Source organism: Methylobacterium sp. SD274 (assembly GCF_017355285.1).
In the GTDB taxonomy this organism is placed as follows: domain Bacteria; phylum Pseudomonadota; class Alphaproteobacteria; order Rhizobiales; family Beijerinckiaceae; genus Methylobacterium.
The window spans coordinates 46,795-67,332 of sequence record NZ_JADIJP010000012.1; the positions used below are offsets into that span (position 1 = coordinate 46,795).

General features: G+C 63.9%; 19 protein-coding genes. All 19 read right to left on the reverse strand.

What is annotated here, in order from left to right; all coding sequences use genetic code 11:
* Positions 1-293: 293 nt before the first annotated feature.
* The 19 genes from rpsQ to rplJ all read right to left on the reverse strand — a co-directional run bounded on the left by rpsQ (position 294) and on the right by rplJ (position 20,319).
* Entirely contained in the window at positions 294-560 is a 267-nt protein-coding gene (rpsQ, locus tag IPV08_RS12350) for a 30S ribosomal protein S17 (RefSeq protein ID WP_056427364.1), read from the reverse strand.
* Positions 561-570: 10 nt separating this feature from the next.
* Positions 571-786 carry a 50S ribosomal protein L29 gene (gene rpmC, locus IPV08_RS12355; RefSeq protein WP_018044221.1) on the reverse strand — a complete coding sequence of 72 codons (216 nt, stop codon included), beginning with the start codon at positions 784-786 and terminating at the stop codon, positions 571-573.
* A gap of 12 nt (positions 787-798) precedes the next feature.
* Complete coding sequence (gene rplP / locus IPV08_RS12360) at positions 799-1,212, reverse strand: 50S ribosomal protein L16 (RefSeq protein WP_056251136.1); 414 nt, start codon at positions 1,210-1,212, stop codon at positions 799-801.
* 49 nt (positions 1,213-1,261) lie between these two features.
* Positions 1,262-2,002 (reverse strand): 30S ribosomal protein S3, encoded by a 741-nt coding sequence (gene rpsC, locus IPV08_RS12365; RefSeq protein ID WP_018044223.1) that lies wholly within the window; start codon positions 2,000-2,002, stop codon positions 1,262-1,264.
* Between the two features lie 10 nt (positions 2,003-2,012).
* The gene (gene rplV, locus IPV08_RS12370; protein WP_018044224.1) at positions 2,013-2,399 is read right to left on the reverse strand and encodes a 50S ribosomal protein L22; all 387 of its coding nucleotides are present in this window, start codon (positions 2,397-2,399) and stop codon (positions 2,013-2,015) included.
* A gap of 1 nt (position 2,400) precedes the next feature.
* A complete protein-coding gene (gene rpsS / locus IPV08_RS12375; RefSeq protein ID WP_018044225.1) occupies positions 2,401-2,679 on the reverse strand; it encodes a 30S ribosomal protein S19 in 279 nt (92 codons plus the stop codon).
* A gap of 5 nt (positions 2,680-2,684) precedes the next feature.
* The gene (gene rplB / locus IPV08_RS12380) at positions 2,685-3,521 is read right to left on the reverse strand and encodes a 50S ribosomal protein L2 (protein WP_056427361.1); all 837 of its coding nucleotides are present in this window, start codon (positions 3,519-3,521) and stop codon (positions 2,685-2,687) included.
* Between the two features lie 25 nt (positions 3,522-3,546).
* Entirely contained in the window at positions 3,547-3,843 is a 297-nt protein-coding gene (locus IPV08_RS12385; RefSeq protein ID WP_018044227.1) for a 50S ribosomal protein L23, read from the reverse strand.
* Positions 3,840-4,460, reverse strand: a complete 621-nt coding sequence (gene rplD / locus IPV08_RS12390) for a 50S ribosomal protein L4 (RefSeq protein ID WP_027172970.1) — start codon at positions 4,458-4,460, stop codon at positions 3,840-3,842. The genes IPV08_RS12385 and rplD overlap by 4 nt, the downstream gene beginning before the upstream one ends.
* A complete protein-coding gene (rplC, locus tag IPV08_RS12395; RefSeq protein ID WP_018044229.1) occupies positions 4,460-5,203 on the reverse strand; it encodes a 50S ribosomal protein L3 in 744 nt (247 codons plus the stop codon). Before rplC ends, rplD begins: the two co-directional genes overlap by 1 nt.
* Before the next feature lie 50 nt (positions 5,204-5,253).
* Positions 5,254-5,562, reverse strand: coding sequence for a 30S ribosomal protein S10 (rpsJ, locus tag IPV08_RS12400; RefSeq protein WP_018044230.1), 309 nt, complete (start codon positions 5,560-5,562; stop codon positions 5,254-5,256).
* Between the two features lie 85 nt (positions 5,563-5,647).
* Positions 5,648-6,838 (reverse strand): elongation factor Tu, encoded by a 1,191-nt coding sequence (gene tuf, locus IPV08_RS12405; protein WP_207412100.1) that lies wholly within the window; start codon positions 6,836-6,838, stop codon positions 5,648-5,650.
* A 63-nt stretch (positions 6,839-6,901) separates the two neighbouring features.
* A complete protein-coding gene (gene fusA, locus IPV08_RS12410; RefSeq protein WP_018044232.1) occupies positions 6,902-8,977 on the reverse strand; it encodes an elongation factor G in 2,076 nt (691 codons plus the stop codon).
* 30 nt (positions 8,978-9,007) lie between these two features.
* Entirely contained in the window at positions 9,008-9,478 is a 471-nt protein-coding gene (rpsG, locus tag IPV08_RS12415; protein WP_018044233.1) for a 30S ribosomal protein S7, read from the reverse strand.
* A gap of 99 nt (positions 9,479-9,577) precedes the next feature.
* A complete protein-coding gene (gene rpsL / locus IPV08_RS12420; protein ID WP_018044234.1) occupies positions 9,578-9,949 on the reverse strand; it encodes a 30S ribosomal protein S12 in 372 nt (123 codons plus the stop codon).
* A 650-nt stretch (positions 9,950-10,599) separates the two neighbouring features.
* Positions 10,600-14,808, reverse strand: a complete 4,209-nt coding sequence (gene rpoC / locus IPV08_RS12425; protein WP_056429692.1) for a DNA-directed RNA polymerase subunit beta' — start codon at positions 14,806-14,808, stop codon at positions 10,600-10,602.
* A 179-nt stretch (positions 14,809-14,987) separates the two neighbouring features.
* On the reverse strand, positions 14,988-19,112 hold the full coding sequence (rpoB, locus tag IPV08_RS12430; protein ID WP_056429690.1) for a DNA-directed RNA polymerase subunit beta: 4,125 nt from the start codon (positions 19,110-19,112) through the stop codon (positions 14,988-14,990).
* Between the two features lie 247 nt (positions 19,113-19,359).
* Entirely contained in the window at positions 19,360-19,731 is a 372-nt protein-coding gene (rplL, locus tag IPV08_RS12435) for a 50S ribosomal protein L7/L12 (protein ID WP_018044238.1), read from the reverse strand.
* A gap of 57 nt (positions 19,732-19,788) precedes the next feature.
* A complete protein-coding gene (gene rplJ, locus IPV08_RS12440) occupies positions 19,789-20,319 on the reverse strand; it encodes a 50S ribosomal protein L10 (RefSeq protein WP_056429688.1) in 531 nt (176 codons plus the stop codon).
* Between the last annotated feature and the right edge of the window lie 219 nt (positions 20,320-20,538).

The window sequence follows — 20,538 nt, forward strand, 5'->3', positions numbered from 1 at the left end:
AGCAATTCAGGCCGGGTCTTCATGAAAGTGCCCGAGCGGCCGTCTCCGACGCCGACAGCCATCCTGACGGGCGCCGTCAGTGGTACGCGTTGAATGGTGGAACCGAACGCTCGGCGGAACTGAACAGGTGTTCGCAGTCGAAGTCGAATGTTTCGAGCACGCTTCATCAGCCGTGCGGTGCGTCCGACAGAGGCCCATGCGCCTCGATGAATCGCGCTTTCTTCGTGGGTCGGCATAAGACGCAAAAAAGCGGGCGCAGAAACTGCGCCCGCTTTAATAACACTGCATCGGTCTCACGCTTCGGCGGAAGGTGATTCCACGGTGGCAGCGCCACCTTCGATGAGCTTCCAGGTCTTGGTCTTCGAGAACGGACGGCACTCTTCGATCGACACTGTCTGGCCGACCTTGGCGACGTTCGTCTCGTCGTGGGCGTGGTAGTTTTTCGAACGACGGACGGTCTTCTTCATCACCGGATGGGTGAAGCGACGCTCCACCTTCACGACGATGGTCTTCTCGCCCTTGTCGCTGACGACGACGCCCTGCAATACGCGCTTCGGCATGGTGTACTCCTCAGGCCTGCGCGGACTTCAGCGTCTTCTGACGCTGGAGAGTGCGAACGCGGGCGATATCGCGACGTACCTCACGGACGCGGGCGACGTTCTCGAGCTGGCCGGTGGCGCCCTGGAAGCGCAGGTTGAACTGCTCCTTCTTCAGGTTCAGCAGCTCATCGTTCAGCTGATCGGGCGACAGGGCGGCCAGATCCGACTGTCTCTGTGACGACTTCATGATCCCCTCCCCTTAGTCAGCGATGCGCTGAACGACGCGCGTGCGGATCGGGAGCTTCGCCGCACCGAGGCGGAGAGCCTCTTTGGCGATGTCCTCGGCGACGCCGTCGACTTCGAACATGATACGTCCGGGATGCACGCGGGCAGCCCAGAACTCGGGTGCACCCTTACCGGAGCCCATGCGGACTTCGGTGGGCTTTGCCGTGACGGGAACGTCCGGGAAGATCCGGATCCAGACACGGCCCTGGCGCTTCATCTCACGGGTGATCGCGCGGCGGGCCGCCTCGATCTGACGTGCGGTGACGCGCTCGGGCTCCACGGCCTTGAGGCCGAAGGTCCCGAAATTGAGGTCGAAGCCGCCCTTGGCCGCACCGTGGATGCGACCCTTGAACTGCTTACGAAACCTGGTCTTCTTGGGTTGCAACATGGCAGCCTCTCAACACCTTCTATGGCTAACGGGCGTACGCGATCACGCTTTAAGCGTGTTCGCGCCGGCCGCGCTCGCGGCCACCCTCGCCATCGCGCTCGCGACGTCCGCCCGAACGGCCGCCTTCTTCCTGAGCGCGCTTGTCCTGCGCCATCGGGTCGTGCTCGAGGATTTCGCCCTTGAACACCCACACCTTGATCCCGCACGTCCCGTAGGTCGTGAAGGCGGTCGCCACGCCGTAATCGACATCCGCGCGCAGGGTATGCAGCGGGACGCGACCTTCGCGGTACCATTCCTGACGGGCGATCTCAGCGCCGCCGAGACGACCCGAGCAATTGATCCGGATGCCTTCGGCACCGAGACGCATGGCCGACTGCACGGCGCGCTTCATGGCACGACGGAAGGCAACACGGCGCTCGAGCTGCTGGGCGATCGAATCGGCCACCAGGGTGGCATCGATCTCGGGCTTGCGCACCTCGACGATGTTGATCGTCACGTCGGCCTTGGTCAGGGTGCCGACGAGCTTGCGCAGCTTCTCGATATCCGCGCCCTTCTTGCCGATCACCACGCCGGGACGACCCGAGTGAATGGTGACGCGGCACTTCCGGTGCGGACGCTCGATGACGATCTTGGAAACGGCAGCCTGCTTCAGCTGCTTCATGAGGGCGGCGCGGATGGCGACGTCCTCGTGCATGAGCTTCGCGTATTCACCCTTCTGGGCGAACCAGCGGGAGTCCCAGGTCCGGTTGATACCGAGCCGCAGACCGATCGGATTGACTTTCTGGCCCATCAGGTCCTCCTCACGCCGCTTCGGCGGTCGGGACTTCGCGCACCACGATGGTGAGGTTCGCGAAGGGCTTCAGGATGCGGGCGCCGCGGCCACGTGCACGAGCATGGAAACGCTTGAGCACGAGTGCCTTGCCGACGAAGGCCTCGGAGACGACGAGATCGTCGACATCGAGGTCATGGTTGTTCTCGGCATTGGCGATGGCGCTCTCGAGGCACTTCTTGACCTCGCGGGCGATCCGCTTGCGGGAGAATTCCAGGTCGGCCAAAGCCGACTCGACCTTCTTACCGCGGATGAGTTGCGCAACGAGATTGAGCTTCTGAGGGCTCACGCGCAACATGCGCGCGACGGCCTTCGCTTCGTTCTCGGGGAGCGCGCGGGGGGTGGCTTGCTTGCCCATCTCAGCGCCTCTTCGCCTTCTTGTCGGCTGCGTGGCCGTGGAAGGTACGGGTCGGCGAGAACTCGCCGAACTTATGACCGACCATCTCCTCGGACACATAGACCGGGATATGCTTCTGTCCGTTGTGCACACCGAAGGTGAGCCCGACGAACTGCGGCAGGATCGTGGAGCGACGGCTCCAGATCTTGATGACTTCGTTGCGGCTGGATCCGCGAGCGGTCTCAGCCTTCTTGAGGAGGTAGCCGTCGATGAACGGCCCCTTCCAGAGCGAGCGTGCCATGAGGGTTACTTCTTGCGGTTGTGACGGCTGGCGAGAATGAAGACATCGGTCCGCTTGTTGGAGCGGGTCTTCTTTCCCTTGGTGGGCACGCCCCAGGGCGTGACCGGATTACGGCCGCCCGAGGTACGACCCTCACCACCGCCGTGCGGGTGATCGACCGGGTTCATGGCAACGCCGCGAACGTGCGGGCGCTTGCCGAGCCAGCGGTTGCGACCGGCTTTGCCGAGCGAGATGTTCATATGGTCCGGGTTCGACACCGCACCGATGCTGGCGAAGCACTGACCGTGAACCAGGCGCTGCTCACCCGAATTCAGGCGCAGCGTGACATAGCCCTGGTCGCGCCCGACGATCTGAGCGTAGTTGCCGGCGGAACGGGCAATCGCGCCGCCCTTGCCGATCTTCAGCTCGATATTGTGGACGATGGTGCCCACCGGCATGTTGCCAACCGGACCGGCATTGCCCGGCTTCACGTCGACCTGTTCGGCCGCGATCACCGTGTCGCCCGGCGACAGACGCTGGGGAGCCAGGATGTAGCTCTGCACGCCGTCCGGATAGGTGATGAGCGCGATGAACGCCGTACGGTTGGGATCGTACTCGATCCGCTCCACCGTCGCAGCGACGCCGAGCTGCTCACGCCGCTTGAAATCGACGTTGCGCAGGGTGCGCTTGTGACCACCGCCGCGGAAGCGGACGGTGATACGACCGAGGTTGTTGCGGCCGCCCGAGGACGACTTGCCCTCGGTGAGCTTCTTGACCGGCTTGCCCTTGTAGAGCTCACGGCGGTCGACGAGCACGAGCTGGCGAAGGCTCGGCGTGACCGGTTTGAATGTCTTCAAGGCCATCGGCTTGATCCTAACGCTTTTCGTGTCAGAGCCCGGTCGTGACGTCGATCGTCTCACCCTCGGCGAGGGTCACGATCGCTTTCTTCACGTCCGAACGCTGTCCGCGAAGCCCGCGGAAAATCTTCTTCTTGCCCTTGGTGACGAGCGTGTTCACGCCCGTGACCTTGACGTCGAACAGCTTCTCGACCGCCTCTTTGATCTGCGGCTTGGTAGCCTTCGGGGAGACCCGGAAGACGACCTTGTTCTGCTCGGTGAGGTTCGTCGCCTTCTCGGTGATGACCGGGGAGACGATGATGTCGTAGTGGCGCGGATCGGCACTCATTTGAATCGCGCCTCCAGCGCATCGATCGCTGCGCGCGTCAGCACGAGCTTGTCGCGACGCAGGATGTCGTAGACGTTGATGCCCTGGACCGGCAGGACGTCGATCTGCGGGATGTTGCGGGCGGCGCGACCGAAGTTCACGTCGACCTCAGCACCGCTGATGATCAGCGCGCTGGACAGGCCCATCTTCTCGAAGCGCTCGACCAGGTTCCGGGTCTTGCCGTCGGCGAGCGTCACGTCGTCCACGATGATCAGGGTCTCGGCCTTCACCTTCGCCGAGAGGGCATGGCGAAGAGCGAGGGCACGCACCTTCTTCGGAAGGTCATGGGCATGGCTGCGCACGACCGGGCCGAAGGCACGTCCACCGCCGCGGAACTGCGGAGCGGAGGCAGCGCCGTGACGAGCGTTACCGGTGCCCTTCTGCTTGTACAGCTTCTTGCGCGTCCGGTTGACGTCCGAGCGGTTCTTGACCGCATGGGTGCCGGCCTGACGCTTGGCGAGCTGCCAGCGCACCATGCGCTGGAGAAGGTCGGCGCGGGGCTCAAGACCGAAGATGGTCTCGTCCAGGTCGATCGACCCGGCGCCGTCGCCGTCGAGAGTGGTGATATCGAGCTTCATCACGCGTTCTCCTCGGAAGCGGGAGCCTCGGGAGCCGGAGCTTCGGTGGCGGGAGCAGCGGAAGAACCGTTCTCACGGAACTTGCCGGGCTGAGGCACGTCGGCGGGGAGCTTGCGCTTCACCGCGTCGCGGATCTGGATCCAGCCGCCGGCGACACCGGGGACGGCGCCTTCGACGAGGATGAGGCCACGCTCGGGATCCGTGCGCACGACGCGCAAGTTCTGGGTCGTGACCCGGTCGACGCCCATGTGACCGGGCATCTTCTTGTTCTTGAAGGTCTTGCCCGGATCCTGGCGGCCACCGGTCGAACCGATCGAACGGTGCGAGATGGACACGCCGTGGGTGGCGCGCAGACCACCGAAGTTCCAGCGCTTCATACCACCGGCGAAGCCCTTACCCGTGGTCGTACCCGTCACGTCGACGAACTGGCCGGGGATGAAGTGATCGGCGGTGATCTCGGCGCCGACCGGGATCAACGCGTCCTCGGACACGCGGAACTCGGCGAGCTTCTGCTTGGGCTCGACCTTGGCGACCGCGAACCGGCCGCGCTCGGCAGCCGACACGTTCTTCACCTTGGCCTTGCCAACGCCGACCTGAAGGGCGACGTAGCCATTCTTCTCGACGGTACGGTGGGCTACCACCTGACATTGATCGATTTTAAGCACTGTCACGGGGACATGTTCGCCAGCATCCGTAAAGATGCGGGTCATGCCGACCTTCTGTGCAATGACGCCTGAGCGCATAGGTGTCTCCCTCGCGCGATTCTACGGTAAGCTCTAAATCCCCGCGGGACTTAGAGCTTGATCTCCACGTCCACGCCGGCGGCGAGGTCGAGCTTCATCAGCGCGTCCACGGTCTGCGGCGTCGGATCGACGATATCGAGGACGCGCTTGTGGGTGCGCATCTCGAACTGCTCGCGCGACTTCTTGTCGATGTGCGGCGAGCGGTTGACGGTGAACTTCTCGATATGCGTCGGCAGCGGGATCGGACCACGAATGGTCGCGCCGGTGCGCTTGGCCGTCGACACGATCTCGCGGGTCGAGGCATCGAGGATGCGATGATCGAACGCCTTGAGGCGAATGCGGATATTCTGACCGTTCATGACCTGAAACCTTGGCGGGACTTAATAAGGGGCGGGCGCGAGGACCCGCCCCTCTGTCGATCCCAGCAGACTGAGCGTACCGAACTTAATCGTTGATGGCTGCGACGACGCCTGCGCCGACGGTGCGTCCGCCTTCACGGATGGCGAAGCGGAGCTTCTCTTCCATGGCGACGGGGACGATGAGGGTGACGTCCATGGTGACGCTGTCACCGGGCATCACCATCTCGGTGCCCTCGGGCAGTTCGCAGACACCGGTCACGTCCGTGGTGCGGAAGTAGAACTGGGGCCGGTAGTTGGTGAAGAACGGGGTGTGGCGACCGCCCTCCTCCTTGGTGAGGATGTAGGCTTCGGCCTTGAACTTGGTGTGGGGCTTGACCGAGCCCGGCTTGCACACGACCTGGCCGCGCTCGACGTCTTCACGCTTGGTGCCGCGCAGGAGCACGCCGACATTGTCGCCGGCCTGGCCCTGGTCGAGCAGCTTGCGGAACATCTCGACGCCCGTGACCGTGGTGGTCTGGGTGTCGCGGATGCCGACGATCTCCACGGTCTCGCCGACCTTGACGATGCCGCGCTCGACGCGACCCGTCACCACGGTGCCGCGGCCCGAGATCGAGAACACGTCCTCGATCGGCATCAGGAACGGCTTGTCGATCGGACGCTCCGGCTGCGGGATGTAGGCATCCACGCTCGCCATCAGGGCCAGCACGGCGTCATGGCCGACGGCCTTGTCGCCGTTGTCGAGAGCCACCTTGGCCGAACCCTTGGTGATCGGGATGTCGTCGCCGGGGAAGTCGTACTTGGAGAGGAGCTCGCGCACCTCCATCTCGACGAGCTCGAGGAGCTCCTCGTCGTCGACGAGGTCGACCTTGTTGAGGAACACCACCAGCGCCGGCACGCCGACCTGACGGGCGAGCAGGATGTGCTCGCGGGTCTGCGGCATCGGGCCGTCGGCGGCCGACACGACCAGGATCGCGCCGTCCATCTGCGCCGCACCCGTGATCATGTTCTTCACGTAATCGGCGTGGCCGGGGCAATCGACGTGGGCGTAGTGACGGTTGGCCGTCTCGTACTCGACGTGAGCCGTCGAGATCGTGATGCCGCGCGCCTTCTCCTCGGGGGCCTTGTCGATCTGGTCGTAGGCCGTGAACGTCGCGCCACCCGACTCCGCCAGGACCTTCGTGATCGCAGCCGTCAGCGACGTCTTGCCGTGGTCAACGTGACCAATCGTGCCAATGTTGCAGTGCGGCTTGGTGCGGGCAAATTTCTCTTTGGCCATCGTAGCCTCCGTAATCTCAGTGTTTCAGGTGATGCTGCTGCGGTCCGGAAAAGGCGGGAAGCCTTAAGCGTACTTCGCGACGACCTTCTCGGCCTCGCCGCGCGGCACCTCTTCGTAATGGTCAAACTGCATCGTGAAGTTCGCGCGGCCCTGGGAGAAGGAGCGCAGCTGGTTCACGTAGCCGAACATGTTGGCGAGCGGCACCATCGCGTTGATGACGTTCGCATTGCCGCGCATGTCCTGGCCCTGGATCTGGCCACGGCGGGAATTCAGATCGCCGATCACCGAACCGGTATACTCTTCCGGCGAGACGACCTCGACCTTCATGACCGGCTCGAGCAGGACCGATCCGCCCTTCTGGAGGGCTTCACGGAGCGCCGCACGAGAGGCGATTTCGAAGGCCAGGGCCGACGAGTCGACATCGTGATAGGCGCCGTCGATCAGCTCGACCTTGATGTCCACCACCGGGAAGCCGGCGAGGATACCGGCGCCGAGCACCGAGTTGAGACCCTTTTCGACGCCCGGGATGTATTCCTTCGGCACCGTGCCGCCGATGATCTTCGAGGAGAACTCGAAGCCCTTGCCCGGCTCGTTCGGCTCGACCACGAACTTCACCCGAGCGAACTGACCGGTACCACCGGTCTGCTTCTTGTGGGTGTAGTCGATCTCGGTACGCTTCGTGAGCTTCTCACGATACGCCACCTGGGGCTGGCCGATATTCGCGTCGACCATGTAGGTACGGCGCAGGATGTCGACCTTGATGTCGAGATGGAGCTCGCCCATCCCGCGAAGGATGGTCTGGCCCGATTCCTGGTCCGTGGAGACGCGGAAGGACGGATCCTCAGCAGCGAGCTTGGCAAGAGCGATGCCCAGCTTCTCCTGATCGGCCTTGGACTTCGGCTCCACCGCGATCTCGATGACGGGCTCTGGGAACTCCATCTTCTCGAGGATGACGGCGTCCTTCGGGTCGCACAGCGTATCGCCGGTACGAGTTTCCTTGAGACCAGCCAGAGCCACGATGTCGCCGGTGAAGGCTTCCTTCACGTCTTCGCGGTTGTTGGCGTGCATGAGAAGCATGCGGCCGACACGCTCCTTCTTGTCGCGCGACGAGTTGATGACGTTGGCGCCAGACTCGACCTTGCCCGAATAGACACGGCAGAACGTGATCGTGCCGACATGCGGGTCGTCCATGATCTTGAACGCCAGCATCGAGAAAGGATCGCTGTCGGACGGATGACGAACGGTCTCTTCTTCGGTCTTGAAGTCGAGGCCCTTGATCTCGCCGCGATCGGCGGGAGACGGAAGGTAGTCGACGACGGCGTCGAGCAGGGGCTGAACGCCCTTGTTCTTGAAGGCCGAGCCACAGAGCACGGGGTGGAAGGCGCGACGCTGGACCGCGGTGCGCACGAGGCGATGCATCGTCTCGGCATCCGGCTCGACACCGTCGAGATAGGCCGACATGGCATCGTCATCCATCTCGACGCAGGCTTCGACGAGCTTGATCCGGTATTCGGCAGCCTGATCGGCGAGGTCGGCCGGGATCTCGGTCTCCGAGAAATCGGCGCCGAGCTTCTCGGACGTCCAGACGATGGCCTTCATCTTGATCAGGTCGATGACGCCCTTGAAGGTCGTCTCGGCGCCGATCGGAAGCTGGAGGCAAACGGGCTTGCCGGCGACGCGGTCGATGATATCGGCGACGCATTTGAAGAAGTCGGCGCCGATCTTGTCCATCTTGTTGACGAACACGACGCGCGGAACGTCGTACTTGTCAGCCTGGCGCCAGACGGTCTCTGTCTGGGGCTCGACGCCCTGGTTGCCGTCGAGCACGCAAACGGCGCCGTCGAGGACGCGCAGCGAGCGCTCCACTTCGATGGTGAAGTCAACGTGGCCGGGGGTGTCGATGATGTTCAGGCGCTTGTCGCGCCAGAAGCAGGTGGTCGCAGCGGAGGTGATCGTGATGCCACGCTCCTGCTCCTGCGTCATCCAATCCATCGTCGCGGCGCCGTCATGGACTTCGCCGATCTTATGGGACTTGCCGGTGTAGTAGAGGATCCGCTCAGTGGTCGTGGTTTTTCCAGCATCAATGTGAGCCATGATGCCGAAATTACGGTAGTCCTCGATCGCATGCGTGCGGGGCATCGGATTGCTCCTGAAAGGGTCCGGGGCCGCTTACCAGCGGTAGTGCGAGAAGGCGCGGTTGGCTTCAGCCATCCGGTGCGTGTCTTCCCGCTTCTTGACCGCGTTGCCACGGTTATTCGCGGCATCGAGGAGTTCGGCCGAGAGGCGCTCGACCATGGTGCGGTCGTTGCGGCCACGGGCGGCCTGGATGAGCCAACGGATCGCCAGAGCCTGACGACGCTCGGTACGGACTTCGACGGGGACCTGGTAGGTCGCGCCGCCGACGCGACGGGACCGCACTTCGATCGCCGGAGCGACGTTCTCGAGAGCGGCGCGGAACACCTCGATCGGGTTCGCACGGGCACGGTTCTCGACGATGTCGAACGCGCCGTACACGATGCCCTCGGCGATCGACTTCTTGCCCTCGTACATGATGGAATTCATGAACTTGGTGAGCACGATGTCGCCGTACTTGGCGTCCGGGATGATCTCACGCTTTTCAGCAGAATGGCGGCGGGACATCGCTCGCTCCGTCTATAAATCAAGGTCTTGAAACCACCCCGCGCAGGCCGCCTGAACCTCGTCGAGGTCGGCGACATCCTTACGGGATGAGCGAAATTCTTACTTCGGACGCTTGGCGCCGTACTTGGAGCGGCGCTGCTTACGACCCTTGACGCCCTGCGTGTCGAGCACGCCGCGCAGGATGTGGTAGCGAACGCCGGGAAGATCCTTCACGCGGCCGCCGCGGATCATGACCACGGAGTGCTCTTGAAGGTTGTGACCTTCACCGGGGATGTACCCGATGACTTCGAAACCGTTGGTCAGACGGACCTTGGCGACCTTACGGAGAGCCGAGTTCGGCTTCTTCGGCGTCGTCGTGTAGACGCGGGTGCAAACGCCACGCTTCTGCGGGCAAGCGTCGAGCGCCGGCACCTTGTTGCGGCTCTTCTGCGCTTTACGCGGCTGAGCGATCAGCTGGTTGATCGTCGGCATACTCTGCCCTCTTCATTCGGACCGCTTAGGCGCGATCCCATGTTCGGCTTCACGATGCAGCCCGTTTCCGAGCTGTCGCGGATCTCGATAAGAAGATCCGCAAAACGAATATGCGCCATGGATCGGTGAGGACCCGTGGCGCGTGTTCGGCAGAGGATCACGCCTTACGACGCGCTCGTACCTACTGATCTGACAAGGACGTCAGTCGATGTGAGTGCCGGAACCGGATTAGCGATTGTCTTTCGGCCCGAGGGCCGCGACTCGCTATGTCCTGCTGTTGTGCCGGAGTGGCGTGCTTCTATGCGGGGGACGGTGGAACGTCAATCCCGAAGCGCGATAAAGTTTGGTCTGACCGGCGGTTAACGCCCGATTATTATATGGCTTTGGAGTTCTGCGCCAGGACGAGGCGATCCAGGGCGGTGTCACGGTCTCGGATCAACCTGCCGATCAGCTTGGCGGAGTCCTGGATGGCGGTTCACGTGCGGAGGATGGGTCCTGGCGGGCTGTCGGACGAGGCCGCACAGATGCTGCGATTTGTCGAGGTGCGGCCGGTACCGGGGAGCTTTCTCCGGTCCGAAGGCGGTGTTGCGAAATAAGAAGGGGCGGCCATCGCTGGCCGCCCCTTGTCTCGTTTGAAGGCTACGCGGAGATCACTCAGCGGCCGGCGGCAGCTCGCTGAGGGGCTGGGCGCCACTCTCGGCGGCCTTCTGCTGAAGGATCATGGCATCGCGACGCCGCGCCACGGCGCGGATGTCGGCTGCCATGGAGCCCGTACCGGCCGGAATGAGCGAGCCGACGATGACGTTCTCCTTCAGACCCTCGAGATGGTCGATCTTGCCGTTGACGGCCGCCTCGGTGAGCACGCGGGTGGTTTCCTGGAACGAGGCCGCCGAGATGAACGACTTCGTCTGCAGGGACGCCTTGGTGATGCCGAGCAACACCGGCACACCCACGACGGGCTTCTTGTTCTCGGCGAGCAGCTTCTCATTGATGTCCGCGAGTTCCGTCCGGTCGATCTGGTCGCCCGTCAGGATCTCCGAATCGCCGCCATCGGTGATTTCCACCTTCTGCAGCATCTGACGGACGATCACCTCAATGTGCTTGTCGTTGATGGACACGCCCTGGAGCCGGTAGACCTCCTGGATCTCGTTGACGAGGTAGGCAGCGAGCTCCTCCACGCCCTTGATCGCCAGGATGTCGTGCGGCGCCGGGTTGCCGTCGACGATGTAGTCGCCGAGCTCCACGACGTCGCCGTCCTGGAGGTGGATGTGCTTGCCCTTCGGGATCAGGTACTCGACCGCATCCGAACCGTCATGCGGAGTCAGCGTCAGGCGACGCTTGTTCTTGTAGTCGCGCCCGAACTGAATCGTGCCCGACTTCTCCGCGATGATCGCCGCGTCCTTCGGACGACGGGCCTCGAACAGCTCCGCCACCCGCGGCAGACCGCCGGTGATGTCGCGGGTCTTGGCCGAGTCGGTGGAGACACGAGCGAGGATGTCGCCGGCCTTCACCGTGCCGCCCGGGTCGTAGCCGATGATGGCGTCGACCGGGAGGAAGTAGCGGGCGTCCGAGCCGCGCGGCAGCTTCATCGGCTTGCCGTCCTGGTCGAGGACCAGCATGGCCGGCTTCAGGTCTGCCGTACGGGCCGTACCACGCCAGTCGATGACGACGCGCTTGGCGATGCCGGTCGATTCGTCGGTGGTCTCGGTGATCGACTGGCCGTCGATCAGATCCTCGTAGGCCACGATACCGTCGGTCTCGGTGATGATCGGACGGGTATAGGGGTCCCATTCGGCGATGCGCTGGCCACGCTTGACCTTGTCGCCCTCGTCGACCCGCAGGCGTGCGCCGTATTGCAGGCGGTGGACCGCGCGTTCCGCTCCATCGGTACCGACGATGACCACCGCCACGTTACGACCGGTGGCGATGAGATCGCCATCGGTGTTGCGGGCGAGGGCACGGTTGCGGATCTTGATCGTGCCTTCGAAGCTCGACTCGATGAAGGACGAATCCGCGATCTGCGCCGCACCGCCGATGTGGAAGGTACGCATAGTGAGCTGGGTGCCCGGCTCGCCGATGGACTGCGCCGCGATGACGCCGACGGCCTCGCCCATGTTGACGGGCGTTCCACGGGCGAGATCGCGTCCGTAGCAGGTGGCGCAGACGCCGCTCTTGGTGGCGCAGACGAGCACCGAGCGGATCTTCACCTCCTGGATACCGGCCGCCTGGATGGCGGGCAGGTGCTTCTCCTCGATCGTCTCGTTGGTCTTGACGATGACCGTACCGTCCTGAGCCACGAGATCTTCGGCCGTGGCGCGGCCGAGGATGCGGATCGAGAGCGGAGCCACGACCTGGCCGGCATCGACGATGGCGCGCATCTTGATGCCGTTGGTGGTGCCGCAATCGACCTCACGAATGACGGCGTCCTGGGCCACGTCGACGAGGCGGCGGGTCAGGTAACCGGAATTCGCGGTCTTCAAGGCGGTGTCGGCGAGGCCCTTACGGGCTCCGTGCGTCGAGTTGAAGTACTCGAGAACGTCCAGGCCTTCCTTGAAGTTCGAGATGATCGGGGTCTCGATGATCTCGCCCGAGGGCTTGGCCATGAGTCCACGCATCGCGGCGAGCTGCTTCATCTGCGCCGGCGAACCACGGGCACCGGAATGGCTCATCATGTAGATCGAGTTGATCTGCTTGTCGGCGCCGTTCTCGTCCTTCTGCACGGTGGAGATGCGCAGCATCATCTCGGCGGCGAGCTTGTCCGAGCACTTGGCCCAGGCATCCACCACCTTGTTGTACTTCTCGCCCTGAGTGATCAGGCCGTCATTGTACTGCTGCTCGTAGTCCTTCACCAGCGCGCGGGTGTCGTCCACGATCGGCCACTTGTTGTCCGGCACGACCATGTCGTCCTTGCCGAACGAGATGCCGGCCTTGAACGCGTGGTTGAAGCCGAGCGCCATGATGCGATCACAGAAGATCACCGACTCCTTCTGACCGCAGTGGCGGTAGACGGTGTCGATCATCGCGGAGATCTCCTTCTTCGTCATCAGCTTGTTGACGACGTCGTAGGGGACCTTCTTGTGCAGCGGCAGGGCCGTGGACAGGATCACGCGGCCGGGTGTCGTGTCGTAGGTCTGGGTCAGCGGCTCGCCATCGGGGCCGATGCCGTTCCACCGCCAGCGGATCTTCGAGTGCAGCTTCACGGTGTTGGCCGCGAGTGCGTGCTCGAGCTCGCCGATGGTGCCGAAGACACCCTGCATCGGGTTCTTCTTGTTGGTCGGGTCGAAGGCGCCGATGGCCCCCTCGGCGACGATCGACAGGTAGTACAGGCCGAGCACGATATCCTGCGACGGCACGATGATCGGCTGACCATTGGCCGGGTGCAGGATGTTGTTGGTCGACATCATCAGCACGCGCGCTTCGAGCTGGGCTTCCAGCGAGAGCGGGACGTGGACGGCCATCTGGTCGCCGTCGAAATCGGCGTTGAACGCCGCGCAGACGAGCGGGTGAAGCTGGATCGCCTTACCTTCGATCAGCTTGGGCTCGAACGCCTGGATGCCGAGGCGGTGAAGCGTCGGCGCGCGGTTGAGCATCACCGGGTGCTCGCGGATCACCTCGTCGAGGATATCCCAGACCTCCGGCTTCTCCTTTTCGACGAGCTTCTTGGCTTGCTTGACGGTGGCCGAGAAACCCTTGGCGTCGAGGCGTGCGTAGATGAAGGGCTTGAACAGCTCCAAGGCCATCTTCTTCGGCAGGCCGCACTGGTGCAGCTTGAGCTCAGGACCCACCACGATGACCGAACGGCCGGAATAGTCGACGCGCTTGCCGAGCAGGTTCTGGCGGAAGCGGCCCTGCTTGCCCTTGAGCATGTCGGCGAGCGACTTCAGCGGGCGCTTGTTGGCACCCGTGATGACGCGGCCGCGACGGCCGTTGTCGAACAGCGCGTCCACCGCCTCCTGAAGCATGCGCTTCTCGTTGCGGATGATGATGTCGGGCGCGCGCAGCTCGATCAGCCGCTTCAGGCGGTTGTTGCGGTTGATGACGCGACGGTAGAGGTCGTTCAGATCGGACGTGGCGAAGCGGCCGCCATCCAGGGGGACGAGCGGGCGCAGGTCCGGCGGGATCACCGGAACCACGGTGAGGATCATCCATTCGGGCTTGTTGCCCGACATCTGGAAGGCCTCGATGATCTTCAGGCGCTTGAGAAGCTTCTTGGGCTTCAGCTCGGAGGTCGTGGTGGCGATTTCCTCGCGGAGCGAGTTCGCGATTCCATCGAGGTCGAGCTCCTGCAGAATGCGCCGGATGGCCTCGGCGCCGATCATGGCGGTGAAGCTGTCCTCGCCGTACTCTTCCTGAGCGCGCAGGTACTCTTCCTCGGAGAGGAGCTGACGCTCCTTGAGGGGGGTGAGGCCCGGCTCGATGACGCAGTAGGATTCGAAGTAGAGGATGCGCTCGAGGTCCTTGAGCGCCATGTCGAGCAACAGGCCGATGCGGCTCGGCAGTGACTTCAGGAACCAGATATGGGCGACGGGCGCGGCCAGCTCGATATGGCCCATGCGGTCACGCCGGACGCGCGCGAGGGTGACCTCGACGCCGCACTTCTCACAGATGACGCCCTTGTACTTCATGCGCTTGTACTTGCCGCACAAGCACTCGTAATCCTTGATCGGTCCAAAGATGCGCGCGCAGAACAGGCCGTCACGCTCGGGCTTGAACGTACGGTAGTTGATCGTCTCGGGCTTCTTGATCTCGCCGAAGGACCACGAAAGGATCTTTTCGGGTGAGGAGATCGAAATCTTGATCTGGTCGAAGCTCTGAGGCTGAGCCTGCTGGTTGAAAAGATTCATGACCTCTTGGTTCATGATCTGCTCCTGAGCTGACGGGCTGCACCCTCCGCCGAGGGGATGACCACGTGCTGAAATCGATGAGGCGCTGCGACCGGCCGGGTCGCCGCTGGCCTTCGTCCGTCGAGAGGCGCTTCCCCTCCCCGCTCGAACCGCGCCGGCTCACGGTGAGCCGGCGCGGGAGCGTATCGTGGGTCTTACTCGGCTGCCTCGGCGGGCGGGTCGAGCTGGTCGTTCGCGAGCTTCTTGGAGGAGGTGAGCTCCACGTTGAGGCCGAGCGAACGCATTTCCTTGACGAGCACGTTGAAGGACTCGGGGATGCCGGCCTCGAAGGTATCGTCGCCACGGACGATGGCCTCGTAGACCTTGGTGCGGCCGGCGACGTCGTCCGACTTCACCGTGAGCATCTCCTGCAGCGTGTAAGCCGCGCCGTAGGCCTCCAGAGCCCAGACCTCCATCTCGCCGAAGCGCTGGCCGCCGAACTGCGCCTTACCGCCCAGCGGCTGCTGGGTGACGAGGGAGTAAGGACCGATCGACCGAGCGTGGATCTTGTCGTCCACGAGGTGGTGGAGCTTCAGCATGTAGATGTAGCCCATCGTCACCTTGCGGTCGAAAGGCTCACCCGTACGCCCGTCATAGAGCGTCGACTGCGCCGAGCGGTCGAGCCCGGCCATCTCCAGCATCGTCTCGATGTCGGCTTCCTTGGCGCCGTTGAACACGGGAGTGGCCATCGGCACGCCGCGGCGCACGTTGTTGGCCGCCTCCGCCATGTCCTCGTCCGACAGACCTTCGAGCTCGGACGGCGAGTAGATCGCCTCCATCTCCGCCTTGAGGGGCGCGATGTCGTTGCTGCGGAGGTAGGCGTCCACGGCGAGCCCGACCTTGCGGCCGAGACCGGCGGCAGCCCAGCCCAGATGGGTCTCCAGGATCTGACCGACGTTCATGCGCGACGGCACGCCGAGCGGGTTGAGCACGATGTCGGCATGCGTTCCGTCTTCTAGGAACGGCATGTCCTCGATCGGCACGATCCGCGACACGACACCCTTGTTGCCGTGACGGCCGGCCATCTTGTCGCCCGGCTGGATCTTGCGCTTCACCGCAACGAAGACCTTGACCATCTTCATCACGCCGGGGGGCAACTCGTCGCCGCGCTGCAGCTTCTCGACCTTGTCGAGGAAGCGCTGTTCGAGGCGCTTCTTCGATTCGTCGTACTGCTTCTGCATCGCTTCCATCTCGGTCATGAGACGGTCGTCGACGACGGCGAACTGCCACCATTGCGAGCGCGGGTACTCGTTCAGGAGCTCACGGCTGAGCGTGGTCTCCTTCTTGAAGCCCTTCGGACCCGCGATCGGCGACTGGCCGATCAGGACGCCGGCGAGACGCGCGTAGGTGTTGCGGTCGAGGATCGCCTGCTCGTCGTCACGATCCTTGGCGAGACGCTCGATCTCTTCGCGCTCGATGGCCTGGGCGCGCTCGTCCTTGTCGACGCCGTGGCGGTTGAACACCCGGACTTCGACGATCGTGCCGGTCACGCCCGGGGGAACCCGGAGCGAGGTGTCGCGCACGTCGGAGGCCTTCTCGCCGAAGATGGCGCGGAGGAGCTTCTCCTCCGGCGTCATCGGGCTCTCGCCCTTCGGGGTGATCTTGCCGCACAGGATGTCGCCCGCATGGACCTCGGCGCCGATATAGACGATGCCGGCTTCGTCGAGGTTCTTCAGCGCCTCTTCCGAGACGTTGGGGATGTCGCGGGTGATTTCCTCCGGACCGAGCTTGGTGTCTCGGGCCATCACCTCGAACTCCTCGATATGGATCGAGGTGAACACGTCATCCTTCACGATCCGCTCGGAGAGCAGGATCGAGTCCTCGAAGTTGTAGCCGTTCCACGGCATGAACGCGACGAGCACGTTCCGGCCGAGTGCCAGCTCGCCGAACTCCGTCGACGGACCATCGGCGATGATCTCGCCCTTCTTGACCTGCTCGCCCACGCGGACCAGCGGCTTCTGCGTGATGCAGGTCGACTGGTTGGAGCGCTGGAACTTCTGCAGGCGGTAGATGTCGACGCCAGGCTTGTTGGCATCGGCCTCTTCGGTGGCGCGGATGACGATACGGGTCGCATCCACCTGATCGACGATGCCGGAGCGGCGCGCCGCGATGGCGGCACCCGAATCGCGGGCGACCACGGCTTCCATGCCGGTGCCGACGAACGGCGCGTCGGCGCGGACCAGCGGCACCGCCTGGCGCTGCATGTTCGAACCCATCAGAGCGCGGTTCGCGTCGTCGTTCTCGAGGAACGGGATGAGTGCGGCAGCTACCGAGACGAGCTGCTTCGGCGACACGTCCATGAGGTCGACGCGGTCCGGCGGCACGACGATGACGTCGCCGGCCCGACGGCAGACCACGAGGTCTTCCGTCAGCTTGAAGCTCTCGTCCATCTGGGCGTTGGCCTGGGCGACATAGTACTTCGCCTCTTCCATGGCCGAGAGGTAGGAGACCTCCTTCGTCACCACGCCGTCCTTCACGCGACGGAACGGGGTCTCGATGAAGCCGTACTTGTTCACCCGCGCGAAGGTGGCGAGCGAGTTGATGAGACCGATATTCGGGCCTTCCGGCGTCTCGATCGGGCAGATGCGGCCGTAATGGGTCGGGTGCACGTCGCGCACCTCGAAGCCGGCGCGCTCACGGGTGAGACCGCCCGGACCAAGCGCCGAGAGGCGACGCTTATGCGTCACTTCCGAGAGCGGATTGGTCTGATCCATGAACTGCGACAGCTGTGACGAGCCGAAGAACTCACGCACCGCGGCCGCTGCCGGCTTCGCGTTGATGAGATCCTGCGGCATCACCGTGTCGATATCGACGGAGGACATGCGCTCCTTGATGGCGCGCTCCATGCGGAGAAGACCCAGGCGGTACTGGTTCTCCATGAGCTCGCCCACCGAACGCACACGGCGGTTGCCGAGGTGATCGATGTCGTCGATCTCGCCCTTGCCGTCGCGCAGGTCCACCAGCGCCTTGACGACCGCGAGCATGTCCTCGCGGCGCAGGGTGCGCACGGTATCCTCGGCATCGAGGTCGAGGCGCATGTTCATCTTCACGCGGCCGACGGCCGAGAGGTCGTAACGCTCGGAATCGAAGAACAGCGAGTGGAACATCGCCTCGGCGGTGTCGAGCGTCGGCGGCTCGCCGGGACGCATGACGCGGTAGATGTCGAACAGCGCGCCTTCGCGGGACGAGTTCTTGTCCACGGCGAGGGTGTTGCGGATGTAGGGACCGACATTGACGTGGTCGATGTCGAGGACGGGGAGCTCGGAAACGCCGACCTCTTCCAGGCTCTTGAGGAGCTTGTCGGAGATTTCGTCGCCGGCCTCGGCCCAGATCTCGCCGGTCTTCGCGTTGACCAGATCTTCGGCGATGTACTGGCCGATCAGGTCTTCGTCGGTGGCCTTCAGGAACTGGACGCCGCGCTCGCTGATCTGGCGGGCGTTGCGGGCGTTGAGCTTCTTGCCGGCTTCGAGGACGACTTCGCCTGAATCGGCGTCGACGAGATCGACGGAGGCCTTGAAGCCCTTCAGACGGTCGGCATCGAACGGCACGCGCCATTCGGCGCCGTCGCGATCGTAGATGACGCGGTTGTAGAAGGTGGAGAGGATTTCCTCGCCGTCGAGGCCGAGGGCGAACAGCAGCGACGTCGCCGGAAGCTTGCGCTTACGGTCGATACGCACATGCACGATGTCCTTGGCATCGAACTCCACATCGAGCCACGAGCCACGATAGGGGATGATGCGCGCGGCAAAGAGCAGCTTGCCCGAGGAATGGGTCTTGCCCTTGTCGTGATCGAAGAACACGCCCGGCGAACGGTGCATCTGCGAGACGATGACGCGCTCGGTGCCGTTGACGATGAAGGTGCCGTTCTCCGTCATCAGGGGCATGTCGCCCATGTAGACGTCCTGCTCCTTGATGTCCTTGACGGACTTGGCGCCAGTATCGGGGTCCACATCGAACACGATGAGGCGCAGCGTCACCTTGAGCGGGGCCGCGAAGGTGATGCCACGCTGGCGACACTCGTCGACATCGTATTTCGGCTGCTCGAACGTGTACTTCACGAATTCGAGGAGGGCCGTCGCCGAGAAGTCGGAGATCGGGAAGACCGACTTGAAAACGGTCTGCAGGCCTTCGTCGCCCCGTCCGCCTTCCGGCTCGTCCATCATCAGGAACTGGTCGTAGGACGCCTTCTGAACCTCGATGAGGTTCGGCATCTCGGCGACTTCCTTGATCTTGCCGAAAAACTTGCGAATGCGCTTGCGACCGACCAGCGTGTTGGCCATGGGTGACCTCGCTCCTACGTCCCGCGTACCGGGTGCCCGGGGAAGGCTTTATGCCTCCCGCGACCAGGCGATGAACCTGTCCCGCCGGACGAAGCCCACCCGAAATGAATGCCGCCGGTCCGTTCCAGGACCGCCCGGTCGCTTGAAGCGACCTTAGCCCACGGGTCGGAGACCCGCGGGCGTCGGTGCCGGCCGGCCCCGATGGGACCGACCGGAAGTGACGGGCCTGATTTGGCCCATCGGCAACTTACTTGAGCTCGACCTTGGCGCCGGCCTTCTCGAGCTGGGCCTTGAGCTTCTCGGCCTCTTCCTTGTTGACCGACTCCTTGACAGCCTTCGGAGCGCCCTCGACGAGGTCCTTGGCTTCCTTGAGGCCGAGGCCGGTGATCGCGCGGACCTCCTTGATGACCTCGATCTTCTTGTCGCCAGCGGCGGTCAGGAGAACCGTGAACTCGGTCTGCTCCTCGACGACGGCGGCCGGGCCGGCGGCCGGGCCGGCAACGGCGACGGCAGCGGCGGCGGAGACGCCCCACTTCTCTTCGAGGAGCTTGGCGAGGTCGGCGGCTTCGAGAACGGTCAGCGAGGACAGGTCGTCGACGAGCTTGGCAAGATCAGCCATGGTGATGTTCCTTTAGATGTCGGTTTGAACGGGTGATGAGGGAAGGGCGATGCGGCCTCAGGCCGCTTCGTCCTGAGCCGCGTCCTTGGTGGCATAGGCTCCGAACACGCGAGCCAGCTTGGCAGCCGGTGCGCTGACGACCTGGGCGATCTTGGTCGCGGGAGCCTGGATGAGGCCCACGATCTTGCCGCGCAGTTCGTCGAGGGACGGGAGCGACGCAAGCGCCTTCACACCGTCCGGGTTCAGAGCTGTCGTTCCCATGGCGCCGCCGAGGATCACGAGCTTGTCGTTACCCTTGGCGAAGTCCACCGCAACCTTCGCAGCCGCGACCGGATCGCTCGAATAAGCGAGCAGGGTCGGGCCCTTCAGGAGGGGCTTGATGGAGGCGACGTCCGTGCCATCGAGAGCGATGTTGGCGATGCGGTTCTTGGTGACCTTCACGGTGGCACCGGCCTGCTTCATCTGCGCGCGCAGCTTCTGCATCTCGGCGACCGTGAGGCCCTTGTAGTGGGCCACGACGACGACGGACGTGTTCGCAAACACGCCGTTGAGCGTCGAGACGAGATCAGCTTTGGCTGTCCTGTCCACTGGGGCTCTCTCCGGTTGGCGGGGCCCCCTCGAGGAGGGTCCGCCGGTTGCACATGCCGCCCGGAACGGAACTCGGCTCAGCGAGAAGCCGGAACGTCCTGGACGACGCTTCACGGCCCTGTCCCCTGACATCCTCCGGAACGGTGGACGGCACGGGCGAGATGGTTCAAACCGATACCTGCCTGCGCCGCGAATCGCGGTGCCGATAGGGTGTTGAAT